Genomic DNA, 25,644 nt, shown 5'->3' with positions numbered 1-25,644 from the left:
TAAGAGGGGGATTCTCATGCAACTCAATCCACATTATGCAGAATTGAACGAAAGCTATCTGTTCAGCACCATCGCCCATAAAGTGACCGAATACCAGAACGCCCACCCGGAGGCGGACGTCATCCGCCTGGGCATCGGCGACGTGACGCTGCCGTTGGCCAAACCGGTTATCGAGGCACTGCACAAGGCGGTGGATGAGATGGGCCGCAAGGAAACCTTCCGCGGCTATGGCCCTGAGCAGGGCTATGATTTCCTGCGGGAAGCCATCCAGGGCTACTATGCAGATCGGGGCGTGGCACTGGAACTGGGCGAGATCTTCATCTCGGACGGAGCCAAGAGCGATCTGGGCAATCTGCTGGATCTGTTCTCGGTCCAGAACACGGTGCTGGTGCCCGATCCGGTCTACCCGGTCTATGTGGACGACAACGTGATGGCGGGCCGCACCATCCGCTACATGGCGGCCAATGCGGAAAACAACTTCCTGCCTATGCCGGATGAAAGCACCGAGGCAGATATTGTCTACCTGTGCAGCCCCAACAACCCCACCGGTGCGGCTTATACCAAGGCACAGCTGGCGGAGTGGGTCAAATGGGCCAAGGCGCACCACGCCGTGATCCTGTATGACGCTGCGTACGAGTGCTTTGTCAGCGAAGAAGGCTGTGCCCGCAGCATCTACGAGGTGGAGGGTGCCAAGGAAGTAGCGGTGGAAGTGTGCAGCTTCTCCAAGATCGCCGGCTTCACCGGTACCCGCTGCGGCTACACCGTGGTGCCCTTTGCCATCCAGTCGGAGGGCCAGAGCCTGAACAAGATGTGGCTGCGCCGGCAGACCACCAAGTTCAACGGGGTGCCTTACATCGTGCAGCGTGGTGCCGAAGCGGTGTTCACCGAGCAAGGCATGCGGGAAATCCAGCAGAATCTGGATTACTACCGCCGGAATGCGGCGGTCATCGCAGCAGCCCTGGACGAAGCCGGCGTGTGGTACTGCGGCGGCAAGAACAGCCCCTATGTCTGGATGCGCTGCCCCGGCAATATGGGCAGCTGGGAATTCTTTGACTGGCTGCTGGACACCGCCCATATCGTAGGTACCCCCGGCGAGGGCTTCGGCCCCTGCGGAAAAGGATACTTCCGCCTGACGGCCTTCGGCGATGCCCAGCGCACCCAGGAAGCGGCCGAGCGCCTGAAGGACGCCCTGGCAACACTGTAAATCCAAAGAGGAGGGATTGTCATGAAACCGAATGAAGAGATCATGAATTTTCTGAAGGAGAATCCCACGTTCTATCTGGCCACCGTGGACGGATATCTGCCCCGTGTGCGTCCGTTGGGATTTGCCATGTGGTACAAAGACCACCTGTGCCTGGCCATCGGCAAGCACAAGGCGGCCTACAAGCAGCTGCTGGACAACACCAACCTGGAACTCTGCGCGGCCAACGACCGCGGCGAGTGGCTGCGGGTACAGGGCACTGCCAACTTTGACAATACCCCCGAAGCCCAGGAAGCGGCCTTCAAGGTGGCGCCCCAGCTGGAGGACCTCTACAATGAGGAAACCGGCAACAAACTGGGGATCGTGTATCTGGACCATCTGTCCGCCAAGCTGTTCTCCATGTCGGGAGCAGTCAAGGATATCATGAGCTACTGAACAAGATACATCGGGCGGGACCCTGCGGGGCCCCGCTTTTTTTGTGGGAAAGTCTGTAACGTTTGGACAATTTCTGCGTCTAATGGGTACAACCGGTTGAAAACAGGAAAGGAGGGCCAAAGGTGGACAAAGACCGCTTTGAACAGGTGTATATTCAATACCACAAGGTCGTCTATGCCTATCTGCTGTCGCTGTGCCGCAGCGAGGAACTGGCCGCCGATCTTGCCCAGGAGACCTTTTACAAGGCGCTGCGCGGGATAGACCGGTTCCAGGGCGAATGTGCACTGAACGTATGGCTGTGCAGCATCGCCAAACATGCCTTGATGGATTATTACCGCCGTCACCGCAGGGAAACACCGCTGCCGGAGCAGGCGGCCGATTCCACGGACGTCGACCCGCTGCCCGGAGAAAAGCTGGAGCAGCGGCAGGCGGCGCTGGCGGTATACCGGGCGCTTCATGCCCTGCCGGAACCCTACCGGGAAGTGTTCTGGCTTCGGGTTTACGGGGAACTGAGCTTTGCGGAGATCGGGGCCCTGCACGGAAAAACAGAAAACTGGGCACGGGTGACCTACTACCGCGCCCGTGCCAAACTGAAGGAGGCTTTGCCATGAAACTGCCCTGTTATCTGGTGCGCGACCTGTTGCCGTTGTATAAAGACGAAGTCTGCGAATCCGAGACTGCTGCTGACCTGCGGGAACATCTGGAACATTGTCCGGACTGCCGACGTCTGTGGGAAAGGATGCAGGAAACCGTTCTGCTGGAGGAGGAGGCAGCCCGGGCGCGGAGAGAAGAGCAGGCCGATGCGCTGCGCCGGGTTCGCAAAAACCAGAGGAAAAAACGGATGCTGACCGCGCTGGCGGCAGTGCTGGCCACCCTGTGTGTGGTGTATCTTGGATTGCGATTGCTGCATGACTATGCCAATCATACCTATCTGGATTATGATGTGGATGATATCCTGAAAGCAGAATATGAGGAGCACCCGGAAGAGGGAGAAAATCCTCTGGAAGGAGATGGATTGTATATCACGTTGAACCCGACGAAATATAGTTCATTGTCGAAGACTGCTTTCCTGGATACTGAGGAAGGTAAGGTACTGGTCTTTACCCTGGGCAATTCACTGTGGAATAAATGGATGGGCACCCAATGGTACGGACTGAAAGAAGGGGAACTTTTCAAGGAAGGGATCTGCACCGTGGGGAACTTTGGCCGTTCCATAGTGGATGAATTGGTGGCCGCTTACTATTTGCCCAACAGTGAATTTGAAGATTGGGAATCCCACTGGGTAAGCTCGGTGCCCGATAATGCTGTCCTGGTCTGGCAGCGCGACGCAGGATAAAACAGAAAAAACTGCCCCGCACCCAGTGGTGCGGGGCAGTTTTTGTGCTGTGAAATCAATGCTGCGGGTTGAGGATGGTACGCCAGTCGAGGTCGCCGTGCTCCAGGCCGTGAATCAGCACTTCGGCGGTGGCGATGTTGGTCGCCACCGGAATGTTGTGCACATCGCAGATGCGCAGCAGGTTCATCTCGTTGGGCTCACTGGGCTTGGCGCTGATGGGGTCACGGAAGAACAGCAGCATGTCCACCTCATCGCAGGCGATGCGTGCCATGATCTGCTGGTCACCGCCGTGGCCGCCCGGCAGAAATTTCTGTACGGTCAGGCCAGTGTTTTCCTCTACCAGCCGGCCGGTGGTACCGGTGGCGATCAGTTGGTGCTGCGACAGTATATGCCGATAGGCGGTGCAGAACTGCACCATCAACTCCTTTTTGGAGTCGTGTGCCACCAAGGCGATTATCATAACGCTACACCATCCTTCGCAAATTAAAAGGTAAGCGGGACACGCTGCCCGCATAGACGTTTTGCCATTGCCTGCCCGGCGGTTACGGCAGGATCCCCGGGGGAGGGAATAGAGCCGTGGACGCCCGCTTGCTGCAGTTCCCGGCTTTCGGGGATGACCGCCAGCAGCTGGGCTCCTACGGTATCGATGCATTCATCCAGATCGAAGACCGCCGCCCGTTTGCCGAAACTGTCCCGGGTGACCCGGTTCATGACCAGCCGCACGGTACTCTGGGGACGGCCGCCGCTTAGGATCCGGTCAGCCACAATCTTGCCGTCCCGCAGGGCCACGGGGTCGGGGGTCAGCACCAGCAGGGCCTTGTCCGCTACCGTGACCGCCGCGGTGAAAGGGGCTCCCATGCCGGCGGCGGTATCCAACAGGACAAAATCAAAATACGGACGTACGGCCATCAGCAGCCGCCCCAACGGTGCCGCTTCGACGTCGCCGCCTTCATATGGGGCGCTGATGACCGAAAGTCCGGGATACAGCGGACTGGGTACGATGGCCTTGCCAGCCTCGCACCGACCGCAGAGAACATCTTCAATATCATAAACGGTACGGCCATATACACCGGCGATAATATCGACGCTGCGCAGACCGGAATCCAGTTCCACCAGCAGGACCTTGCGGCCCAGCCGGGCCAGTGCGGCGCCCAGCAGCACCGAAACGGTGCTTTTGCCGGTGCCGCCTTTGCCGGAACAGAGCATGATACATTGTGCGTTCAAGGGCGTGCCTCCTGTAGTTGAGGCCGCACACTACCGCGACACTCTCTCATTCATATTCTAACACACTTTGCAAGCGGCGACAACTGACTTTTTGATTAAAAAAGAATCCGCTTTTTTGAACGTTTTAACAACATACTGTCTAGAGTGGTGTGCAAAAATCCCCGGACATCTGCCTATGAGTCCCTTATTCAGTCAAACCAGGCATCCAGTACGGCCCGCAGGATGGGCGTGGCGTTGGAACCGCCGCCGCCGTATTCCAACACAACGGCCACCGCGATCTGCGGATCATCGGCGGGCGCATAGCCGATGAGCACCGAGTTGACGTAGTGGGTGCCGTTGGGCAGGGTGTCGGCCAGCTGGGGACTGCCGGTCTTGGCGGCGCAGACCACCGATGCTTCCCGCAGATACCGGTTGGTCTGGGCCATCCGCTTCATGCCGTCCCGGATGGGGCCGAATACGGTTTCGCCGCTGGGCACCGTTGTGAACTGCGGCTCGTATTGCCAGACGGTCTCTCCGGTGGCGGTGTTGAGGGCCCGGTCGGCAAAATGCAGGGTGGGCCGCTGCCCGTTGGTGGCCAGCGTGGCGGCGTAGACCGCCAGCTGGGCGGGGGTGACGGCGGTGTTGCCTTGGCCGATGGCAGCCATCAGGGTGAGTCCAGCCTGATAGTTGTCGTCGGTGGACCAAGTCAGGCGGCCTTCCGCTTCCCGGACTTCCACCCCGGTGGGCTGGGAAAGCCCCAGCTGCCGGGCCATGGAGCTGAAGGTGTCCACCCCCAGCCGCCGTCCCACGTCGTAGAAAAAGATATTGCAGCTCTGTTCCAGGGCGGTGCGCATATCCACCGGCCCGGAGTGTCCATACTGCAGACACCCGGGCTGATAGCCGCTGTAATAGAGGTACCGCCCTGTACAGTTGACGGTGGCGTTGGGGTCGATCCCGGCGGTGAGGGCCGCAGCGGCGACCGCGGGCTTGAAGGCAGATCCCGGTGCGTACAGCCCCTGGAAGGCTCGGTCCAGCAGCGGAGCCCCCGGGTCGGCGGACAGCGCTGCGTAGTCGGTGCGGTAGGTGTTCAGATCATAGCCCGGCCAGTTGGCGGCCGCCAGAATACCGCCGGTCTTCACATCCACGACCACCGCCGCCCCGGCACGGCATTCCCGCCCGCCGCCGGCAAAGGCGGTGGTCTGCAGCGTTTCGATGCGCTCCCGCAGGGCCTGCTGCAGCGTTGCCTGCAGGGAAGCGTCCAGCGTCAGCACCAGTGTGGCGCCCGGTGTGGCGGTGCGCTGCTGGATCGTGGCCCGCACGGCACCATCCAGTCCGGTGTTGATGAGCAGCTGCCCGTCCTGCCCGCGGAGCAGATCGTCGTAGGCTTCCTCCAGTCCGCTCTGGCCTACGATGCTGTCCATGGCAAGGCCTTTTTCCTGGGCGGAGGGCCATTCTTCCGCCGTGATCGGTCCTGTAAAGCCCAGGGCGTGGGGCAGCAGCGTGCCGTCCGGCCAGCTTCGCTCTCCCCGGGCGGCCAGCCGGATGGCCCCGCTCTGGACCAGCCCGGAGCGGTACAGGGCGGCCATGGTCTCGTCGTCCACCGACTCCAGCACCAGCAGCTCTCCCGCCGAAACGGCAGAACAAAAGGCGGCAAGTTGTGTTTCCACATCCTTGCCGCCTGTAAGGGCCTGCAGCGTTTGTACGGTTTCCGTTAAATCGGTGCCCGGTGGTGCCGGGACCCGCAGATAGACATCATAGACGGTGGTGTCCCGGGCCAGAACCGTGCCGTTGCGGTCGGTGATGGCGCCCCGGGCAGCGTGCTGCTCCACCGTGTAGCTGGCCGAACTGGCTTCGGCTGCTTTTTCGGCGTAATGGTCAGCCATGGCAAACTGCATCCAGGCCAGCCGCGCAAAAAAGAGCACAAAGACCGCACAGCAAACTACCAGCAGTACGGCGACCCGCCCGCGTCCATTCGGACGGTCTGCCCCTCGTCTGGCCATGGCACAACACCTCCCACTTTCCTGCTCTTAGTATAGGCGATTTCTGTCGAAATAGCAATTGCTCACTCAATTTTTACAAAAAATACGGTGCTGTTCAGATCGGCGGTGTCGGTCAGTGCCGCCCGAGCCGTCAGCCCATCAGCCTCCGGTCGGGGTGCTTCGGCCAGCGTGCCCAGCCAGCAGCCGCCCGGCGTCGTCACCACGCTGCCTGCCGCCAGGCCGCAGTCCGCCGGAAGCCCCGTCAGCACCCACTGACTCTGCCGTTCCAGCAGTCCGGCTGCCGTGCCGCACAATCCCGCACAGGCTGCCCCGTCACTGCCGGCATAGGCAAAAACGCAGGTGCCGTCGCCGGATCCTTCCACCACCTGCCCGGCATAGCGCCCCTGGGCGTCCAGCACATCGGCTCCCTCGCGGGCTGTGCAGGCCAGGGTGGCGCGGTCGCTGCGCCGTGCCGCCACCCGGGCGGGCTGCCAGTTCCCTTCCGGCAGGGAACAGCCCAGCAGTTCTCGCATGGCTTCGTTTTCCGCGATGGCCTCTTCAGCCCGGGCCAGCTGACGGTGCAGCGCGGCGTTCTGCTGCTCCAGCGCGGTCAGTTCCTCGGTATAATGGGGCAGTACCCAGTCGCCGATTGTCTCCCGGCAGCGGGTAAGCCCGGCGGGCAGCACGGCAAGGAGATAGGGCATAGCTGCCCACAGACCAACCAACGCCAGAACGATCGCGGCCACCCCCAGCCAGCGGCTGCGCCGCTGCGGACGTCCCAGCTCCAGACCACCGTGCATGCAGATCACCCCCGTTTACAATATGCCTTGCGGGAAAGCGGTATACTTTGCTATAATACCCCACAGGAGGGAATTTTCATGAAATACAAGCTGCTGCTTTTGGATATAGACGGAACGCTGCGTCCCGACAGCTGTGAGCGCATCCCGCGGGAAAACGCCGAGGCGGTCAACGCCGTACAGCGTCTGGGCGTAAAAATTGCCATTGCCACAGGGCGGGGACGTGCCGGTGTGGGCAAGGGACTGCTGCGGTCGGTGCGGCCGGATTACTGGGTTTGCTCGGGAGGCGGCCAGCTGCTGGACGGAAAAGGCAACGAACTGGCGCTGCACCGGCTGACCAATGAGGAAATGTACGCCCTGGTGGATTTTTTTGAGGACTACGAACTGCCGCTGCGGTTCACCTTCCACGATGCCAACTATGCCTATATCGGCTATGAGGAGTTTGTCCGCCGGGAAAAAGCCAAGAATCTGCACAATCATATTGTGGACGGAGAGGACCAGGATCATCACCTGGTGGAAATGCCCTTTGGAGCCTTCGGCTTTGTACCGCGGGAGCGCGCGGCGCAGTTTCAGGAAAAATACGGATACCTGGGGCTGCAGTTCCTCTACTCCTACCCGGGCAGCGACGGCTGTGATATCACCCAGGCCGATGTGGACAAGGGCCGCGGACTTTGCGAGATGGCAGGCGTGGCAGGACTGACGCCTGAGGAATGTGTGGCGGTGGGGGACGGCGACAACGATGTGCCGATGCTTGCCGCTGCAGGGCTGGGCATTGCCATGGCCAACGGCAGTGAGGCTGCTAAAGCCGCCGCGGACCGCATCGGTCCCGATGCCGGACCCCACGGGGTGGCGGATCTTTGCCGCGAACTCTGGCCGGAGGCGTTCTGAGATGGCTGTCACCAAAGCGGCCTACACCCATGTGGGACCGGGCCTGCCGCCCCTGCACGGAGAACGGGCGGGGGCGCTGATCCTGGGCAGTTTCCCCAGTCCCAAAAGCAGGGAACAGGGCTTTTTTTACGGGCATCCCCAGAATCGGTTCTGGCCGCTGCTGGCCTCCCTCACCGGGGAGCCGGTGCCCGACTGGGCGGACATCGAGGCGAAAAAGCAGATCATTCTGCGCCACGGACTGGCGGTGTGGGACACCATCGGCGCCTGTGACATCCGTGGTGCGTCGGACGCTTCCATCCGCAATGTGCAGCCCAACGATGTAGCGGCACTGATCCGGCGACTGGGGGTGCAGGCCGTATTCTGCAACGGGGCGGCTTCGGGGCGGGTCTATGCCCGGTATGCCCAGCCGCTGACCGGTCTGTCTGCCACGGTGCTGCCCAGCACCAGTCCCGCCAACGCGGCCTGGTCGATGGAAAAACTGCGGGCGGTGTGGGGCACGGCGCTCACACCTTTTTTACAGGGGGACGGTTGAAACGCCCCTGTTTTTGGTCTATAATAAGTCTAATATTCCATCGGGAGGATATGCCATGAGCAAGTGGGAAGAAAAGCAGGTCCGGCCGGTTCTGCCGCTGTATCTGGCGGCATTGACCTGGCCGGTGGCGTCGCTGGTATTCCCGCCCTACACGCTGGGCAATCTGGTGATCGTAGCGGTCTGCAGTGCCGTGGTGTATGGGGTGGCCCGTCGGTTCTGCCCCATGCGGGTGGTGCGCAGGCTGGTACCCTATGCCACCGGTAGCGAGGATGTGGATGCCATGCTCAACGGCATTGCCGCCAATCTGGATGCGCTCCATGCGCTGAATGAGGCCATCCCCGATACCCAGCTTTCCCATGCCATGGACCGGATGGAAAAGGCCGGCCGCAGCATTGCGGCGGTGGTGGAAGGTGCCCCCGACAAGGCGCGGCAGATCGACCGGTTTGCGCGGTATTATCTGCCGGAAGTGGTCAAACTGATGAGCGCTTACGCCAATCTGGAAAAGAATGGCGTAAAGGGAGAAAACGCTGCCCAGATCCTGCGGGAGCTGCGGCAAAATGCCGAGACGACAGCCACCGCGTTTGAAAACCAGCTGGACGCCCTGTACAGTGCGGAAGCGCTGGATATCTCCACAGACATTGAGGTCCTGGACAGCATTCTGAAGAGCCAGAACCTGACGAAATAACGAAAAGACGAGAAAGGAAGGACCCTCACATGGCTGACCTGAACAAGGAATTGGACCTGAACGTGCCTGCCGCCCCCTCGCTGACGCTGGACGCGGCGCCCGCGCCGAGCCTGACACTGGACCCGCTGGCGGAGGAAAAAGCGGTGGAGGAAGCCAAGAAGGCGGAACCTGTTCAGGTGGAGGATACCCCCCTGAGCCCTGAAGAACAGAAGATGGTGGATGATTTCGCCGAGAAAATTGACATCACCAACTCCCAGATGGTTCTGCAGTATGGTGCCGCCAGCCAGAAGAAACTCAGTGATTTCTCCGAGACGGCGCTCTCCCGGGTGAAGACCAAGGACATGGGGGAGACCGGCGACCTGATCACCAGCCTGATTGCCGAACTGCAGGGATTTGACGCCAAGGCGGAGCAGCCCAAGGGCATTTTCGGGCTGTTCAAGAAAGCCAGCAACAACATTGAGCAGCTGAAAACCCGGTACGAAAGCGCCGACAAGAATGTGGAGCGTATCCGTGCCCAGCTGGAGGACCACCAGGTCACTTTGATGAAGGACATCACCATGCTGGACAAGATGTACCAGCTGAACCTTGTCTACTTCAAGGAACTGACCATGTATATCCTGGCCGGCAAGAAGAAGCTGGCGGCCGTCCGCGCCGGGGAACTGAAGGAAGCGCAGGAGAAAGCCCAGCGCACCCAGCTGCCGGAGGACGCCCAGGCGGCCCGGGATCTGGCGGATCTCTGCGACCGGTTTGAGAAAAAGCTCTATGACCTGGAGCTGACCCGGAATGTGTCCATCCAGATGGGCCCGCAGATCCGGCTGATCCAGTCCAACGACACAATGATGGCGGAAAAGATCCAGACCACCATTGTGAATACCATCCCGCTTTGGAAGAACCAGATGGTGCTGGCCTTGGGCATTGCCCACAGCCAGGAGGCCATGAAGGCGGAGCGGGCCGTCACCGATGCCACCAACGAACTGCTCAAGCGCAATGCGGCGACCCTCAAGCAGGGCACCATCGACATTGCCAAGGAGTCCGAGCGCGGCATTGTGGACATCGAGACGCTGCAGCAGACCAACAAGCAGCTCATCGAGACGCTGGACGAACTGAACAAGATCCGCGCCGACGGCAAGGCCAAGCGTGCGACCGCTGAACAGGAACTGGGCCGCATCGAGGGCGAGCTGCGCGCCAAACTGCTGGAGATCAACAACTGATTTCCGGCCGGTAAAGGGACAACAGAGGAACTGTCATGCAGCTGGAACAACAGGAAACTTTTGTAATTCACGGCCCGCAGCTGGAAGTTTTCGGCGAGGTGGAGTCCAGACTGCCGCCGCCCGCCCGCAAACGTCCGGTGGCTGCGCTGGCGCTGGTGGCGCTGGCGCTGGTGTCGGTGTTCGGCATTGGCGGGGCACGGCTCAAAGGCGTGCGCAGCAGCACGGCACGGATCTATTCGGCACAGCAGGATGAATACGGCCACAGCATCCAGGGCGATTTCGCCGCCCAGGCCGATGCGGCGGCCAGTCTGATCCGGGTGGCCGGCAATGTGCTGGGGGAGCAGGACGCGGATGTCCAGGCGGCCCAGGCGGCGCTGGATAGCTGGAACGCCGAGGCAGATGCCGCCCGACCCGCCGTTCAGTACCAACTGAATACGGCACTTTCGGGGGCGGTGGATCTTGTGTACACTGCAGCTTCGGATGTGGCCGACAGCAAGGCGAAGGGCCAGCTGGATGACCTGCACGACAGCTTTACCTCGGCCCAGGCCACGATTGAGCGCGCTGCGGCCGACTATAATACAAAAGCGGAAGACTACAACGCGACGGTTTCGGCTTTCCCGGCCAATGTGCTGGCCGGCTTGTGGAACGCCGGACCGCTGCAGACCTTTGCCCCGGCGGATGTTGCCGTCGGCATGACCGGAAACGGATAAAGGAAACGGAAAATGAACAAACGGATTCGCCGCACCGCGGCAGCCGCGGCGGTGTTCTGCCTGCTGGGGGCAGGCGCCATCACCGTACAGGCGGCCCCTGAGCTGGACCCGAATCAGGCGGTCAATGACTACGCCGGCATCCTCTCCACCGAGACGGAAGCCTACGTGGGGGACCTTTCGGTAGCTCTGCAGAATACCTGCGGGGCCCAGATCGGGGTATATACAACGGAATATATCGGCAACTCCACCATGGAGGGCTATGCCTACGATGTCCTCAACACCTGGGGGCTGGGTTCGGCTGACAAGGACAACGGCGTTTTGCTGCTGCTGGTGCCGGGGGAGGATGACTACTATGTTACCCGCGGTGCCGGTCTGGAAGCTCAGCTGACCATCAGCAAGCTGGGGACCATTCTGGACGAGGATCTGGAACCCAGCTGGGTGGAACAGGATTACGATGCCGGTACCCAGAAGACGGTACGGGCCATTGCCGAGGAACTCTGCACAATCTACGGCATCCCCGTGTCCACGCTGGACAATGCTGCCCAGGCCCCGGCGGCTCCCTCTGACCGGGGTGGCATCAGCCCCATGGCGGTGGTGCTGATCATCGTGGCGGTGCTGCTGATGATCGCGCTGCTGGGCAGCTTTACCCGGCCCCGTGGCCCCGGCCCGCGGCCTCCGCGCGGCGGCGGGTTCGGCAACGGGCTGTTCTGGTACGGCCTGGGCCTTGCCTCCCGGCCACGGCGTCCCCGCCGTCCGCCGCCTCCACCGCCCGGCTTCGGTCCGGGCCCCGGCGGCTATGGCGGTCCTCGCCCGGGCGGCCCTCGTCCCGGCGGATTCGGCGGTGCGCCCCGTCCTCCCCGCGGTGGGTTTGGCGGCGCAGGCCGTCCCGGCGGTGGTTTCCGCCCTGGCGGTGGCTCCAGCCGCGGCGGCGGTGTGGGACGCCGCCATTGAGCAATCTTTGCGTGACCAGGCGGCCCGCCTTTGGCGGGCCGCTTTTTGTATGAAAAGGAGAACTCCCTTATGTCTTTGTTTGCTGTCATTACCGGGGCCAGTTCCGGTCTGGGCGCGGAATTTGCCCGTCAGCTGGCGGCTCAGGGGTACGAACTGCTGTTGGTGGCCCGACGGGCCGACCGGATGCAGGCGCTGGCCGACACGATGCCCACCCGGTGTGAAATTTTTCCCGCCGACTTGTCCCGGACGGAGGAGTGTGACCGTCTTGTGCAGGCCCTCGAATGGCGCCGGGTGGATCTGTTTGTCAACAACGCCGGATTCGGTGCCTGCGGACCGTTTTCTTCCATCGATCTGGATCGGGAACTGAATATGCTGGAGGTCAATGTCCGTGCGGTGCACATTCTGACCAAACGCATGGTCCAGAAGATGCAACGCCAAGGGAGCGGCGCGCTGCTCAATGTGGGCTCCAGCGCCGGGCTGCTGCCGGCAGGTCCTTATATGGCCACCTACTATGCCACCAAATCCTATGTAGTCAGCCTGAGCCGGGCGGTGGCGGCAGAACTGCGCGCCGCTGGCAGCCCGGTGTATGTGGGCTGCCTCTGCCCGGGCCCGGTGGATACCGAGTTCAATGCTGTGGCCCAGGTACAGTTTGCCCTGCCGGGTATTTCGGCCGCTGACTGTGTGCGGTGCGCGCTGGCGGGCATCCGCCACCGCAAAACGATCATCGTGCCGGGGCGGTGGATGGCCGCTGCCATGGCGCTGAGCCGGCTGGTCCCGGTGGGAGCGCTCATCCGTCTGACGGCCCGCCAGCAAAAGAGAAAGCTGAACGGCTGAGCCGCCTGCAGCGGCGTACGGGGAAAATCTTGCGATTGCCCCTGTTTTTATCGGCAGAAATGTGCTATAATACCACTGATTCCATGCATTTTTTCCTGCGGAGAAGGGAGGGGCGTCTATGCCGACCCCGCAACGACCCGGTTCCGACCGTCCACGTCGGTCCCGGATGCAGAATGAATATACCTGGCAGGAAGGCTGGGCCCATCCTGAGCCGCCGCGTCCTGCGGGCGGGCAGCCGGGCGGACGTGTGCCGCTGACGCCGGAACAGCAGCGCGCCCTGGCACGCCGCCGCCGGGAACGCCGCCGTCGTCGTCGCCGTACTTTTCTGGTGGGAACGGTGGGGGGCATTCTTGTGCTGTCCGGCATCATCACACTGCTGCTGCCCAAGAGCGTAACCGGAGAAACGGACATCGTGGAGTCCGCCCCCACCGGCAGCGCCCAGCTGGTGGCACCGCTTCCCTATGGCGGCAGCGGCGGGACGTCGGATCCCTCGACGGCCCAGACGCTGAACTGGGGCACGGTGGGGCCTGTCCAGCAGAGCGAAGAAAACGGCTACACCTATACTGCCGTGCCGGCGGCCCCCACAGCACTGCCGGAATTCGGCCGGGTGGATACCTCCTGGTTTGCCGATGCGGCGTTCCTGGGAGATTCGCTGACCGCGGGCTTCTGTGTGAATGAATACAACATCGATGTAGGTGGCGCCCTGATCTGCGGTTATGAGGGCATCAGCCCCAACAGCATCGTCAACCGCACCACGGTGGACAACCCTGACCGGGGCGAGGAAATCGCCATGGATGTGCTGAGCAATGCCCAGCCTGCCAAGCTGTATATCCTCATCGGTACCAATGCACTGGTGAGCACCGGCAACGACGAGAGCTTTCTGAACTATTACGCCAAGATGCTGGACGATCTGCGCACGGCCTTGCCGAACACGGCGTTCTATGTGCAGTCCATCCTGGCGGCCACCAAGGAAAAGGTGGAAAAAGATGCGCCGGGTCTGGCACCCGACCGGCTGGCCACGATCAACGCATCGCTGGAGAGTATGTGTGTTGAAAAGGGCTGCTATTTCCTGGACCTCAACGCGGAATTCCGGGACGAGGAAGGCTACCTGCTCAGTGACTATGCCCAGCCCGACGGCGTGCACCTGACGGTCTCGGGTTACAACAAGTGGGTCAGCTATCTGTGCACCCATGTGCCGTACAACAAGAACAATCCCTACCAGGCCGGCAGCACCTACTACCTCAGTGACGACATCAAACAGCTGCTGGCCGATATTCCTTAACAGAGAGAGGAAAAACCATGCCCAAGCAGGAGGAACAACCCCGGTATACCGATCCCAGTCACCCGTACAGTGGCAGCGGCAACCGGTACCAGAATCGCTACAACCGTGAAGAATACCATCCCGGCGATGGCCCGTTCCAGTTTCCCTGGTGGGTCATCGTCATCGGGTTTGTGGTGTGGTGGCCGCTGGGGTTCATCTTTATCGGCCTCAATGCGGCCATGCGCAACGGCAAGCTGGGCGGCTTTGAGCAGGCGGCCCGCAAACAAAGCCGGGAAGGGTCCTGGAACGTGAATCCGGTGTATGCCCAGCCCCAGGCGGAGCGTGCTCCCCAGCGCAAGACAGCAAAACGGCGCAGCAAGTCCAAGAAAAAGAACACCGAGGGCAAAGGTCTGCCCACGGGTCTGCTCATCGCGGGCATCGCGCTGACGGCGGTGAGTCTGCTGGCTTTGCCCGACGCGCTGTTCTGGCTGCCCGACGCACTGGCGGAAGGCGGCAGCTACTGGGGATGGCTGCTGGAGGAATCCATACCGGTGCTCATGATGCTGACCGGTGGCATCGGCTGCCTGGCGGGGGCGCATATCGTGCGCACCAATCGCCGTATGCGCAAAAAGATCGACAACATTGTCGGCGATGCCAAGTACATGGCCATTGCGGATATTGCGGCCTCCATTCCCTGCAGCTATGAAAAGTGCTGCAAACATCTGGAAAACTGCATTGATGACGGCGTTTTCGGCCCCGAGGCCTATCTGGATATGCGCCGCCGCTGCCTGGTGGTGGAGGGCAAAGCGCCCGATCCCGCCCCCGCGCCGGAGCCGGCCCCGGACGAACCTGCCCCGCAGAAGGACCGGTACCAGGAGATTCTGGACGAACTACGCAGTGTCAACGACGCCATCCCCGATGAGGAGATGAGCGACAAGATCAGCCGCCTGGAGGCGGTTTCGGCCAAAATCTTTGAGCAGGCCAAGTCCGATCCCGACAAGCTGCCGAGAATGCGCAAGTTTCTGGATTATTACCTGCCCACCTCCCTCAAGCTGCTTCAGACCTATGCGGAGCTGGAGGCCCAGGGCGTGGAAGGGGAAAACATCACCGAGTCCAAGCGCCGCATCGAGCAGACGATGGACACGCTGGTCCATGCCTTTGAAGCGCAGCTGGACAACCTGTTCCAGGAGGATGCGCTGGATGTGAGCGCCGACATCGACGTGATGGAAAATATGCTGCGTGCCGACGGATTGACCGGGGACACGCCGTTCAAACTGTAAAACAGGGGAGAGAACCAAACCCATGCAACACCAACCCGAAGGCCAGCTGCGCACCAGCTGGGGCCACTTCAAAAAATACCGCCCGCTGATCCGGGAACTGGTCACCCGTGACCTCAAGGTCAAATATCGCCGCAGTTTCCTGGGGTATGTGTGGAGCATCCTCAACCCGCTGCTTATGATGCTGCTCCAGACGCTGGTCTTTTCGTACATGTTCCGCTTTGACATTCCCAACTATCCGCTGTATCTGATCTGCGGCAATACCCTGTTCAACTTCTTCAACGAGAGCACCAACATGGGCATGGGCAGTGTGCTGGGCAACTCCTCCCTCATCAAAAAGGTCTACGTGCCCAAGTTTATTTTCCCCATCAGCCGGGTGGTGTCCAGCTTCGTGAACCTGCTGTTCAGTCTGGCGGCCATTGTGCTGGTCATGCTCATCACCCGTTCGCCGATTTATCCCACGCTGCTGCTGGTCTGGGCGCCGCTGGTGCTGCTCTTCCTATTCTGCTGCGGCATGGCGCTGCTGCTGTCGGCCCTTGCGGTGTATTTCCGGGATCTGCAGTATCTCTACGGCATTCTGACCATGGCCTGGATGTACGCAACGCCGCTGTTCTATCCGCTGTCCCAGCTGCCGGGCTTTATGCAGCAGATCGTCAAACTGAACCCGCTGTATCATTACATCAACTGTCTGCGCTGCCTGGTCATGTACGGCTTTGTGCCGGGGCCCAATACCTGGTTTGCCTGCATCGCCTGCGCAGTGGTCATGATGGTGCTGGGGCTCGCGGCCTTCCGCAAGCTGCAGCGCAACTTTATTCTGTATCTGTAAGGAGCCGCCCGTTATGCCCATCATTCAGGTGCAAGATGTCTCGATGCGTTTCAACCTCGCGCAGGAAAAAACCGAGACGCTGAAGGAGTACGCCGTCAAGCTGCTCAAACACCAACTCTTTTTCAACGAATTTTACGCCCTGCAGAATGTTTCCTTTTCCATCGAGCAGGGGGAATCGGTGGCCCTCATCGGCCGCAACGGCAGCGGCAAAAGCACGATGCTCAAGCTCATTGCCGGGGTCATGTATCCCACCCGGGGCACGGTGCGGGTCAACGGTGAAATCGCGCCCCTCATCGAACTGGGTGCCGGCTTTGACCTGGAACTCACCGCGCGGGAAAACGTTTTCCTCAACGGTGCGGTGCTGGGCCACGACCGGGACTACATGGAGGAACATTTCAAAAACATCATTGATTTTGCTGAACTGTGGGACTTTGTGGATGTGCCGGTGAAAAACTACTCCAGCGGTATGATCGCCCGCCTGGGCTTTTCCATCGCCACCGAGGTAGAGGCAGAAATTCTGGCCTGTGACGAGATCCTCTCGGTGGGGGACTTCATGTTCCAGCAAAAATGCCACCAGCGTATGGAAAAGATGCTCTCCGGCGGCACGACGCTGCTCTTCGTCAGTCACGACATCAACCAGGTCAAGCAGCTGTGCAAGCGTGCCATCTGGATCGACCACGGCCATCTGCGGGGGGACGGCCCGGCGGAGGAAGTCTGCGACGCCTATGTGGCGGCCATGCAGCGGGGCGAATAAGGAGTTCTATGACACTGAACAAAAAGCAAAATTTGTGGCGGGAAGTTCTGACCGTCCTGTTGTTGGTGGCCGCAGTGGCGGCCACCGAATATTTCTGCTTCCAGCTATGGCGGCTGGACTGGCGGGTGCCCATGCTCTACGGCGGCGACGGCATCTATTGGGTCGGGCAGGTCCAGCGCAGCTACGGGGAACTGACCGGCTCTCTGGGCTGGCCGTTCTACCAGCCGCCCAGCCCCTATGAACCCAATTATGATCTGATCTACGATGCCTTCGTGGCCTTTGTGGGTCTGTTTACCAGGGATACCGGCATCGTTTTCAACCTCTATGTACTGGTCATCCCCTTTGCCAACGCCCTGGCCGGGTATGCGGTTTTCCGTATGACCGGCATGCGCCGCTGGCTTTCCTTTGCGTTCGGGCTGACCTTCGGGCTCTGCCCCTATGTGCAGCAGCGCTTGGCTGGCCATATGATGCTGGCGGCTGTGGAATTTGTGCCTTTCTCGGTGCTGCTCTGCCTCTGGTGCGCCGAAGATCCCACCTTCGGGCGCCCCGGCAAGGGATTTTTCCGCCGTCCCCGCAACTGGCTGGCCATCGCCTTTGCCTGGGGTATCGCCAACAATGGCGCGGCCTATTACCCGTATTTCACCTGCTTCTTCCTCTGTATCACGGCACTCTGCCTGATCCTGCGGGACCGCAAACTGTCGGCCGGTGTGCCCTGTCTGCTCACCATCGGGGAGATCGTCGCCTGGATGATCCCCGACTTCTTCCCCATGGTGCTGGGAATGATCGCAGGGGTGGGCAGTACGCTGACCAACGGTGTCTACCGCAGCCCCATCGGCGCCGATATCTACAGCCTGCGCATCAGCAGCCTGCTCCTTTCTCCCAACGGGTACGGCTGGGACAAGCTGGCCAAGTGGCTCAAGCAGTACTTCCATCTGCTGGCCACCGATGAAGGCCCCATGTACAACGAAAATGCCTACGGCTATCTGGGCATTGTGGGCATCGTGGGGTTCCTGGTGCTGCTGGTGCTTCTGTTCCATACCCGCCCCTGGCAGGCCGGGAAAACCGACAAGCCGCAGCTGGGGGACCGCCTGTGGCTGCTGGGACGGCTGAATGTGGCGGCGCTGCTGCTGGCATCCATTGCCAGCTTCGGCGGTCTGATCGGCATTCTGGTGCGGTATATCCGCGGGTATAACCGCATCAGCCCCTACATTGCTTTCTTCGCGCTGCTGGCGGCAGGCCTGTGGGCCGAGCGCTATCTGCGGAATCATGCAGGTCGCCGCAAACAGGTGTTTGCGGTGGTGCTGGCGCTGGTGCTGGCTTACGGATACTGGGAACAGCAGGGACTTTTTGTGCCCAAGTATGAGGAAGTCCAGACCATGTGGTATCAGGACCAGGCGTTTATGGACGAAGTGGAGGCTGTCACCCAGGAAAACGACGTGATCTTCCAGCTGCCCTATATGAAGAATTTTGAAAACGGTTCTCTCAACAATATGTGGGACTACACCCAGCTGCGCGCCCCGCTGCACAGCGACAAGCTGCATTTCAGCTACGGTGCAGGCTATGGAACCGAGAATGATGTGTGGTATCAGCAAACCAGCGAGCTGCCGCCTGAGGAGATGGTGAAGGAACTGCGCGCCCAGGGGGTGGCGGGCATCTATCTGAATCTGGACGGCTACGCCGTGGAGGACCAGCAGCAGACGCTGAATGACCTGATTACAGCGGCGGGCTGCAGCCGGGATGATGTGATCGAACACGCCAGCGGTATGATCTACTACATCCCGCTGGAATAAAGGCAACAGGAGAGTGCAATGGAACGGAAAACCTGGACCCGAAGCCGCTGGTTCTGGCCGGTGGTGTGCCTGCTTTCCCTGGCAGCGGGCTGGTGGTATCTGAGCATCATCACCTGTGCGCCGTTGGGCGGTGATGATGAGATCATCAACCTGCAAAATTACTACTATGCGACCCATCATACCTTCTGGGAGGTGCTGGCTGCCAACTGGAAAGCCACCCTGCCGCAATTCCTTTTGGAGGGAGGGCGGTTCCGGCCGTTTTCTTCTCCGCCGGAAATCGGCTGGACCAGTTATTTTCTGGGGGATCTGGTGGGGTACCGGCTCTACATCCTGGCCTGGACCTATGCCGATATCGGGCTGGCAGCCTGGCTGGTGGGCAAGGCAACCCGCAATGCCAAGGTGGGGGCGCTGTGCTTCTGCACTCTGCCCATGATGTTTTCCCTCTGGCAGGATTCCACCGGCAACAGCCTGTATTCCTACGGTGCATTGGTGCAGAGCACGCTGCTGCCGGTGCTGCTGGCGGGCCTCTGCGTGCTGCGCTGGCAGGATACCGGCCATACGCGCTGGGCGGTGGCGGGGGCCTACTGCATGTTCCACGCCTGCGCCACATTTGAGATCGGCTTTGTGTATTTTGTGCCGCTGTTCGGCCTTTTCTGGATGTACACCGGCAAACTGCGCCCGGCACTTCGCCTGAGCATTCCCGTGCTGGCAGGGGAGGCAGTGACGCTGGCTTTCAATTTCGGAGCCCGTGCCGTCAATGCACTGCGCGCAGCCGGAATTCTGGCCGGCGATGTGGCGGATTTGGGCGGTATCTCCCCCAACTTTGATCTGGCGGCCATCCTGCGGACCTGGGTCATGCAGATGTCGGCAGGATTCCCCCTCAATGCGATGATTGCGGGCAAGATGCGTCCGGGACAGATCCAGTGGTCCGATGTGATATGCGGAGTGCTGCTGGCGGCCGCAGTCCTTGCGGTGCTGGCGGTGCTGCACGATCTGCCTGACCGCAGGAATACCTGGCTGCTGTTCCTCACGGGACTTGCCATGCTGTCGGCACCGGCGTTGATGATCGCCATCTCGCCCAAATACCAGAAGGCCGGCAACGTGGACTGGCGTCACGGCTATATTCCGCAGACGGTGGAGTCCTTCGGTGTGGGGCTGATGGCGGTGGCGTTGCTCCTCGCACTGCTGCGTTGGGCCCGCGGAAAACGCTGGTGGCCTCGCTGGCGTGCGGTGGTCAGTGTAGTGCTGGCGGTGGGAATGGCCGGGTCGGTAATCTGGCAGCGGGCAGCGACCCGCTCGGCCTATGAAGGCGGCGGCCGGGCCTATACGATTTTCGCCGAGGCAGTGGAAGCCGGCATTGCCGATGTTGCCGGAACCAAGGACCCGGTGGTCTGTGATTACATGGTCTGGGGCGGCAATCTGACAGCGCAGAAGGCGTTCTTCCAGCGCTATGCCGATACCGACACCAACGCTCATGCGCTGCAGGTCTGGCGCAGTGAAACCCATGAGGAGGAGACCGTCTACCGGCTGGGATTCAGCCGCGGTGCGGATAACCGCTACGATATCGCCTGGCTCGGACTGGGGGCGGATACGGCGCTGGAGACCGTTACGGATGTGGCGATCTACCTGCCGGAACGGGCTGACACCAGCGCAGTCATTTCCTATGCAACCCGTGCAGCGGATGGCACGGAGACAGAGTATACAGCCTCGGTGCAGGAACTGTATGCCGGACAGACCGAGGATGGCGGACAGTGGCTCCGGATTACGGCGGAGGAACCGGTGGTAGGGGACAGCATCCGCCTGGCCGTCCTGTAAAGGCCCCGCTTCAGGAGGACAAAGAATTTTGAAAAGGAATTTCGAAAAAAAAGCCCTGCCGGCAGTCACCTTGCTGGTATATGCGGTGTATTTTTTGGCAATGTGCTGGCTGCATCACCAGCAGCTCTGCGTTACCGACGGCTTTGCGTCGGATCTGCCCCAGCACCTGGAGGAAGCGCTGCGGGGAGAAGTATATACCGCGGCCTATCTGCTGATCCCGCCGGCCTATGCGCTGGCCGGTAAGTGGGGCATGGCTGTGCTGCTGGCCATTTTCCAGATCGCGGCGCTGGCGGTGTTCGCCTGGGGGCTGCGTGCCGCGGCACCCCGGCTCCCGGCACCGGTGCGGCTGCTGCTGAGCCTTGTGGTCAACCTTGCCCAGGCGGCCTGGATCCCGCGGGGGGGTTACTGGTATATCGGCACCATCAACGGTACGATCTACCATAATACTACCTACATCATGCTGGCACCCTTTGCGCTGCTGGCCATGCTCTGCTTTTACCGCGCCTGGCAGGGAATGCATACCGGGCTGGATGTCCGCACCTGGCTGGTATACACCGTCCTGCTCACCCTCTCCACGGCGTTCAAAGCCAATTTCGTCTTTGCCTTTGCGCCGGCTCTGCTGTTGCTGCTTATCGCCGATCTGATCCGGACCCGGGGGAAAAACCTGAAGCGCGAGATTCTCATAGGTTGCAGTGTGCTGCCCAGCATTGCCCTCTGCCTGCTGGAGTCGGTGGTACTGTTCAGCGGCGAGAGCGGCGGTGGGGGGCTGGAACTGATTTTCTCGGTGGACCCAGCCTACTTTGAGAACGGCGTGATCTCCTGGGGTCTTTTCAGTGAGTCTGCCCGCCGTGGCATGATCCGCTCGCTGGTATTTGTGGGTGCGGTGGCGGTGCTGCTGGGCCGGGCTGCCTGGGGGCATTTCCGCTACCGGTTCAGCCTGCTGACCTTTGCGGTGGCGATGGCCGAGGCACTGCTTATCGTGGAAGGCGGCGAGCGCATCGGCCACGGCAACCTCTGGTGGGGGCCTTTCATCTGCTACTGGGTATTTCTGTTTGAATCTTTCTGCGCCTTCCTGCGTGCCGGCACCGCCTGGAAAAGCGGACAGCGTCAGGCACTTCTGGGCGGCCGGCTGCTGCTCTGCGGAGCGATGCTGGTCTGGCAGATCATCAGTGGTATCTGTTTCCTGGTCCTGCTGATGCAGGGCAATTCCTATAACATCCCCATTGCCACCTGGCAATTCTGGCCGTTCTGATGGAAAAAGGCACACCGCATTTGCGGTGTGCATTTTTGGTATTCAGGACGGGTCCCAGCGGCTTGGAGGCAGCGCAAAGATTGCACCGCACAGCAGCAGGGCGGCAGGATTGCTGGTGATGTGCAGCACCTGGGTCTCCATGTATCCGTAGAACAGGACCGTCACAAGGCAGGCCACTTCCTGCCAGCGCCCCAGGCGGGCGTGGCCGTAGAGCGCTGCAGCCAGGAGGATCACGGCAAGACCAAGCAAAACCGGACCGAACTGGTAAAGCAGATAGACAAAGATGTTGTCGAGCACCGGCCATTCCGTCAGCATCTGCCCGGCGATCTTGATGTCAAAGACGCGGTAGGCCGCCCAGGAAAGGGAGATGCGGCAGGTCAACAGATCATCCAGCCTTTTGAGCCAGGCAGGACCGACATCGCTGGCCCAGGGGCCGACCTTGACAACGAAGAGGGGGAGAATCAGGCTGACGGCCAGCACCAGCGGTACCAGAGCCGCGGTCAGGGAGGCAGCTGGCTTGCCTGCCGGACGAGGCCCCAGCAACTTGGCCCCTGCCAGCAGGAGGGCCAGCAGCAATGCGCAGAGGGCGGCAGAGCGCGATGCCGGGCCCAGCAGCAAAAACACCCCCACACCGGCCACACCTGCAATTTCCAGCCAGCACAGCCGGACGCGGCGCAGCAGCACCCAGGCCAGCAGCAGCCCGAAGACAATGCCGCCGAAGGTGTTGGGATGTCCGTAGCCGAACATCAGGCGGAAACTGCCGTCCCGCTCGCTGGTGGCACCCGGTGCCAGGATCCCCGCAAAATGCAGGACCTCCACAAGCGCCAGGACGGGCAGTCCGCAGGCCAGGAACGCTTTCATCGCCCGGCGCAGAGGCACATCCTTGGCCGCCAGCAGCACCACTGCGAGGCCCAGAAACCAGATGTTCTGGCCGTTGAAGTAGACCCAACGGGCAATGAAATACAAAGCCCCGGCTACGCCAAGATTGCGCCAGGTGTAGCGGGTGCCCAGCAGAATCTTCGCGAAGAAGGCCAGATACATCAATGTGTCCAGTACCGGAGAAAGCCGTTCCTGCAGCCAGGGCCACTGTTCCCGGGCCATGCTGTTGCAGAAGACGACGGTGAACTCATACAGCATGAGTCCCAGGCAAAAGGCACCCTGTCCGGCCCGCAGCCGCCAGGCTTGTCCCCAACCGCCGAACAGCAGATGTTCCTGCCGCCATAGAGTACGCAGGCCGTTGGCGGGGCCGGCGCATCGGCGCCACGCAAGTACAAAATCCACGGCTGCCGCAGCGAAAAGTGCCAGAAGCAGACCGTTTGCAAAACCAAACAAAAGCAGGTCCTCCGTATCATCAGAACTGCCTTTATTATAAACACAAGCGCCGTTGTTTGACAAGCCTTTTGCGGGGTGCTATCCTTATACCATCAACTGTGGGAGGAACCGTCCATGAACGAACAACGCTACCGTGCCGTCATCGGCTGGTTTCAGGCGCATCCGGCAGCCAAGGGTGTTTTGTACCTGGTCAGCCGGGGGGCGGTGGCTGCCGTCTATCTCCTCTATGGATTGCTGCTGTTCTGGCTGGCTGCCTGGCATCGGGAAAGTCTGCTGCCGGCCATTGTGATCCCGGCGGCGGCTTTCTGGGCAGGCAGCGCCCTGCGGGCACGCATTGACCGGCCCCGCCCCTATACGGCGCTGGGATACCGCCCGCTCTTCCCGAAGGAGGAATCCGGACGCAGTATGCCCAGCCGGCATTGCTTCTCCGCGGCAGCCATTGCCGTGGCAGCCTGGCATTGCAGTGTGCCGCTGGGAGCTGCCTTGGCCGTTCTGGCGGGATTGATCGCGGTGTCCCGGGTGGTCACCGGCGTACATTATATCAGCGATGTGCTGGCCGGTCTTGCCTTCGGCGCCGGGTTTGCCCTGGTAGGCTGGCAGTTCTATGCGTGGGTGCTGCAAGCACTGCTGTAACAAAAAAGAGCCGGACGTGGAACCGTCCGGCTCTCCTCCCACTCAGCGGATGAAGTTGGTGCGCTTGTCGTTTTCGGCCTGGGGCGGCTCAATGCCTGCCGCCTTGCCGGCTTCGATGCAGCGCAGCATCCAGGCCATATTCCGGCCGAGGTTGCGCATGATCTGGCAGCCCTCCTCGTCCAGTTTGGCCTGGTCCGCGTTGCCGCCGTGGACCATCGGCCAGTAGGTGGAGCTTACCAGCGGCATCTCAAAGAACTGGGGTACCTTTTCCATGGCCTCCAATGCGGTGGTGGTGCCGGCCCGGCGGGCACTGGTCACCACGGCTGCCGGCTTGTGGCGCAGATATTGGCCGCCGCTCATGGCCAGCCGGTGCATGAAACCCAGCATGCTGCCGGCGGCGGTGGCATAGTGGACCGGCGCACCGAAGACGACGCCGTCGGCCTTTTCCACCAGCGGCAGCACATCGGCCACCGTGCCGCCGAAAACACATTTTCCGGCTTTGGCACAGCCGCCGCAGCCTACACAACCGCCCACCGGTGCCGGGCCGATGTGGAAAATCGTGGTTTCGATGCCGGCTTCGTTGAGAGCGCTGGCCACTTCGCTCAGGGCGGTATAGGTACAGCCGTTTTTGTGCGGGCTGCCGTTGATCAAAAGTACATTCATAAGAGTGCCTCCGTTTCGTTTGCTGTCCTTTCACAATGTATGGCCCCGATGGGGTCTGCATGCTCTGTTTTTATTGTATCACACCGCGCAAGTCCCGCGCAAAGGGAGAACCGATATGAGCAACACCTGTCCCAATTTTACCCGGAAATGCGGCGGATGCCCGCTGCTGGCGACCCCCTACCCGGAACAGCTGGCCCAAAAACAGACCCGTCTGCAGACGCTGCTGGGCAAATTTGCCCCGGTGGAACCGGTGCAGGGGATGGAAAAGCCCTGGCACTATCGCAACAAGGCCATTGCCAGTTTTGCCATGCGCCAGGGAAAACTGGTCTGCGGTCTCTATGCCGAGGGAACCCATACGGTCCTGCCGGGCAGCGATTGTCTGCTGCAGCAGGAAGCACTGAACCGGACGCTGGAGGCGGTGCTGCAGGCAGCGCGCAGCTGCCGTTGGACAGCCTACGATGAGGACCGGGGCACCGGTAGTCTGCGTCATGTGGTACTGCGCGGCACCCGTAAAGGCGAAGTGCTGGTAACGCTGGTCACGCCCGGCCCGGCGCTGCCGGGCAGCCGCAATTTCTGTGCGGCGCTGCGCAAAGAGGCGCCCTGGGTGGCGGGAATCGTCCACAACATCAACCCCACGGCCACCAGCGCCGTGCTGGGCAACCGGGAGAAGGTCCTTTACGGTCCCGGCCAGGTGCTGGATACCCTGTGTGGGTTGCGCTTCGCCATCTCGTCCCGCAGCTTTTATCAGGTCAATCCGCTCCAGACCGAGGTGCTCTACCGCACGGCCATGAAACTGGCCGATCTCTCCGGAAAGGAAACGGTGGTGGATGCCTACTGTGGTATCGGTACCATCGGGCTCTGTGCTGCCTCGTCGTCGGGGCAGGTCCTGGGCATTGAGCGCAATCCTGCGGCGGTGCGGGATGCCATTGCCAATGCCCGGCGCAACGGGGTGCGCAATGCCCGCTTTACCTGCGCCGACGCCACCGAGTGGATGGAGCAGGCAGCCCGGCAAGCCCTGCATCCCGATGTGGTCTTCCTGGATCCGCCCCGGGCGGGCAGCACCCCGGCCTGTATCGGAGCGGTCGCCCGGATGGCACCGCAGCGGGTGGTCTATGTCAGCTGTGACCCCGAAACACTGGCCCGGGATGTGGCCTTGTTTTCCCAAAAGGGATATCGGGCACAGCGGTTTGTGCCGGTGGACCTGTTCCCCCATACACGGCACGTCGAGACAATAGTGTTGCTACAAAGAGAAACCTTGTAGAAATCCTTAGATTTAGGC

26 protein-coding genes are annotated in these 25,644 nt (G+C 61.3%); 20 read left to right on the top strand and 6 right to left on the bottom strand.

All coding sequences use genetic code 11. The features are described 5' to 3' along the window. Positions 1-16 precede the first annotated feature (16 nt). From NQ490_RS03510 to NQ490_RS03495, 4 genes are all read left to right on the top strand, one after another. A complete protein-coding gene (locus NQ490_RS03510; protein ID WP_007047459.1) occupies positions 17-1,204 on the top strand; it encodes an LL-diaminopimelate aminotransferase in 1,188 nt (395 codons plus the stop codon). A 21-nt stretch (positions 1,205-1,225) separates the two neighbouring features. Next, positions 1,226-1,636 (top strand): pyridoxamine 5'-phosphate oxidase family protein, encoded by a 411-nt coding sequence (locus NQ490_RS03505; RefSeq protein WP_007047458.1) that lies wholly within the window; start codon positions 1,226-1,228, stop codon positions 1,634-1,636. A gap of 122 nt (positions 1,637-1,758) precedes the next feature. Then, positions 1,759-2,247, top strand: a complete 489-nt coding sequence (locus tag NQ490_RS03500) for an RNA polymerase sigma factor (RefSeq protein ID WP_007047457.1) — start codon at positions 1,759-1,761, stop codon at positions 2,245-2,247. Next, complete coding sequence (locus NQ490_RS03495; protein ID WP_007047456.1) at positions 2,244-2,972, top strand: zf-HC2 domain-containing protein; 729 nt, start codon at positions 2,244-2,246, stop codon at positions 2,970-2,972. Before NQ490_RS03500 ends, NQ490_RS03495 begins: the two co-directional genes overlap by 4 nt. A 55-nt stretch (positions 2,973-3,027) precedes the next feature. Here NQ490_RS03495 and mgsA read toward each other — a convergent pair whose 3' ends face one another. From mgsA to NQ490_RS03475, 4 genes are all read right to left on the bottom strand, one after another. Continuing rightward, a complete protein-coding gene (mgsA, locus tag NQ490_RS03490) occupies positions 3,028-3,432 on the bottom strand; it encodes a methylglyoxal synthase (protein ID WP_007047455.1) in 405 nt (134 codons plus the stop codon). Between the two features lie 23 nt (positions 3,433-3,455). Further along, a complete protein-coding gene (locus tag NQ490_RS03485) occupies positions 3,456-4,196 on the bottom strand; it encodes an AAA family ATPase (protein WP_147644687.1) in 741 nt (246 codons plus the stop codon). Positions 4,197-4,384: 188 nt separating this feature from the next. After that, on the bottom strand, positions 4,385-6,175 hold the full coding sequence (locus NQ490_RS03480; RefSeq protein ID WP_007047453.1) for a peptidoglycan D,D-transpeptidase FtsI family protein: 1,791 nt from the start codon (positions 6,173-6,175) through the stop codon (positions 4,385-4,387). A gap of 62 nt (positions 6,176-6,237) precedes the next feature. Beyond that, positions 6,238-6,954, bottom strand: coding sequence for a hypothetical protein (locus NQ490_RS03475; RefSeq protein ID WP_007047452.1), 717 nt, complete (start codon positions 6,952-6,954; stop codon positions 6,238-6,240). A 78-nt stretch (positions 6,955-7,032) separates the two neighbouring features. On the opposite strand from NQ490_RS03475, the gene NQ490_RS03470 reads away from it, so the two are divergent. The 14 genes from NQ490_RS03470 to NQ490_RS03405 all read left to right on the top strand — a co-directional run bounded on the left by NQ490_RS03470 (position 7,033) and on the right by NQ490_RS03405 (position 21,737). Beyond that, positions 7,033-7,839 carry an HAD family hydrolase gene (locus NQ490_RS03470; RefSeq protein WP_007047451.1) on the top strand — a complete coding sequence of 269 codons (807 nt, stop codon included), beginning with the start codon at positions 7,033-7,035 and terminating at the stop codon, positions 7,837-7,839. A 1-nt stretch (position 7,840) separates the two neighbouring features. Further along, positions 7,841-8,371, top strand: coding sequence for a DNA-deoxyinosine glycosylase (locus tag NQ490_RS03465; protein ID WP_007047450.1), 531 nt, complete (start codon positions 7,841-7,843; stop codon positions 8,369-8,371). Between the two features lie 55 nt (positions 8,372-8,426). Next, positions 8,427-9,056, top strand: coding sequence for a 5-bromo-4-chloroindolyl phosphate hydrolysis family protein (locus NQ490_RS03460; protein WP_007047449.1), 630 nt, complete (start codon positions 8,427-8,429; stop codon positions 9,054-9,056). Positions 9,057-9,085: 29 nt separating this feature from the next. Further along, the gene (locus NQ490_RS03455) at positions 9,086-10,267 is read left to right on the top strand and encodes a toxic anion resistance protein (protein ID WP_007047448.1); all 1,182 of its coding nucleotides are present in this window, start codon (positions 9,086-9,088) and stop codon (positions 10,265-10,267) included. 35 nt (positions 10,268-10,302) lie between these two features. Next, a complete protein-coding gene (locus NQ490_RS03450; RefSeq protein WP_007047447.1) occupies positions 10,303-10,977 on the top strand; it encodes a LemA family protein in 675 nt (224 codons plus the stop codon). A gap of 12 nt (positions 10,978-10,989) precedes the next feature. Continuing rightward, positions 10,990-11,928 (top strand): TPM domain-containing protein, encoded by a 939-nt coding sequence (locus tag NQ490_RS03445; RefSeq protein WP_259951575.1) that lies wholly within the window; start codon positions 10,990-10,992, stop codon positions 11,926-11,928. Positions 11,929-11,997: 69 nt separating this feature from the next. Beyond that, the gene (locus NQ490_RS03440) at positions 11,998-12,762 is read left to right on the top strand and encodes an SDR family NAD(P)-dependent oxidoreductase (protein WP_084759132.1); all 765 of its coding nucleotides are present in this window, start codon (positions 11,998-12,000) and stop codon (positions 12,760-12,762) included. 118 nt (positions 12,763-12,880) lie between these two features. Further along, positions 12,881-14,044 (top strand): GDSL-type esterase/lipase family protein, encoded by a 1,164-nt coding sequence (locus NQ490_RS03435; RefSeq protein WP_050764702.1) that lies wholly within the window; start codon positions 12,881-12,883, stop codon positions 14,042-14,044. 17 nt (positions 14,045-14,061) lie between these two features. Continuing rightward, positions 14,062-15,303 carry a 5-bromo-4-chloroindolyl phosphate hydrolysis family protein gene (locus NQ490_RS03430; RefSeq protein ID WP_007047443.1) on the top strand — a complete coding sequence of 414 codons (1,242 nt, stop codon included), beginning with the start codon at positions 14,062-14,064 and terminating at the stop codon, positions 15,301-15,303. 22 nt (positions 15,304-15,325) lie between these two features. Next, positions 15,326-16,126 (top strand): ABC transporter permease, encoded by an 801-nt coding sequence (locus NQ490_RS03425; protein WP_007047442.1) that lies wholly within the window; start codon positions 15,326-15,328, stop codon positions 16,124-16,126. A 13-nt stretch (positions 16,127-16,139) separates the two neighbouring features. Next, on the top strand, positions 16,140-16,880 hold the full coding sequence (locus tag NQ490_RS03420; protein WP_007047441.1) for an ABC transporter ATP-binding protein: 741 nt from the start codon (positions 16,140-16,142) through the stop codon (positions 16,878-16,880). An 8-nt stretch (positions 16,881-16,888) separates the two neighbouring features. Continuing rightward, complete coding sequence (locus NQ490_RS03415) at positions 16,889-18,670, top strand: hypothetical protein (RefSeq protein WP_007047440.1); 1,782 nt, start codon at positions 16,889-16,891, stop codon at positions 18,668-18,670. Positions 18,671-18,688: 18 nt separating this feature from the next. Beyond that, positions 18,689-20,485, top strand: a complete 1,797-nt coding sequence (locus tag NQ490_RS03410; protein WP_007047439.1) for a hypothetical protein — start codon at positions 18,689-18,691, stop codon at positions 20,483-20,485. Positions 20,486-20,513: 28 nt separating this feature from the next. Further along, on the top strand, positions 20,514-21,737 hold the full coding sequence (locus NQ490_RS03405) for a hypothetical protein (RefSeq protein WP_007047438.1): 1,224 nt from the start codon (positions 20,514-20,516) through the stop codon (positions 21,735-21,737). Between the two features lie 42 nt (positions 21,738-21,779). On the opposite strand, the gene NQ490_RS03400 is transcribed toward NQ490_RS03405, so the two are convergent. After that, a complete protein-coding gene (locus tag NQ490_RS03400; protein WP_040917809.1) occupies positions 21,780-23,069 on the bottom strand; it encodes a hypothetical protein in 1,290 nt (429 codons plus the stop codon). Between the two features lie 114 nt (positions 23,070-23,183). Between NQ490_RS03400 and NQ490_RS03395 the strand changes: the two genes are divergently transcribed. Further along, entirely contained in the window at positions 23,184-23,702 is a 519-nt protein-coding gene (locus NQ490_RS03395) for a phosphatase PAP2 family protein (protein ID WP_007047436.1), read from the top strand. 42 nt (positions 23,703-23,744) lie between these two features. Here NQ490_RS03395 and NQ490_RS03390 read toward each other — a convergent pair whose 3' ends face one another. After that, positions 23,745-24,365 carry a flavodoxin family protein gene (locus NQ490_RS03390; protein WP_007047435.1) on the bottom strand — a complete coding sequence of 207 codons (621 nt, stop codon included), beginning with the start codon at positions 24,363-24,365 and terminating at the stop codon, positions 23,745-23,747. Positions 24,366-24,480: 115 nt separating this feature from the next. Between NQ490_RS03390 and rlmD the strand changes: the two genes are divergently transcribed. Further along, complete coding sequence (rlmD, locus tag NQ490_RS03385; RefSeq protein WP_007047434.1) at positions 24,481-25,626, top strand: 23S rRNA (uracil(1939)-C(5))-methyltransferase RlmD; 1,146 nt, start codon at positions 24,481-24,483, stop codon at positions 25,624-25,626. Positions 25,627-25,644: the final 18 nt, after the last annotated feature.

Origin of the sequence: Subdoligranulum variabile, assembly GCF_025152575.1 — a bacterium.
Lineage (GTDB): Bacteria > Bacillota > Clostridia > Oscillospirales > Ruminococcaceae > Gemmiger > Gemmiger variabilis.
This window is presented reverse-complemented; position numbering and strand designations above follow the sequence as displayed.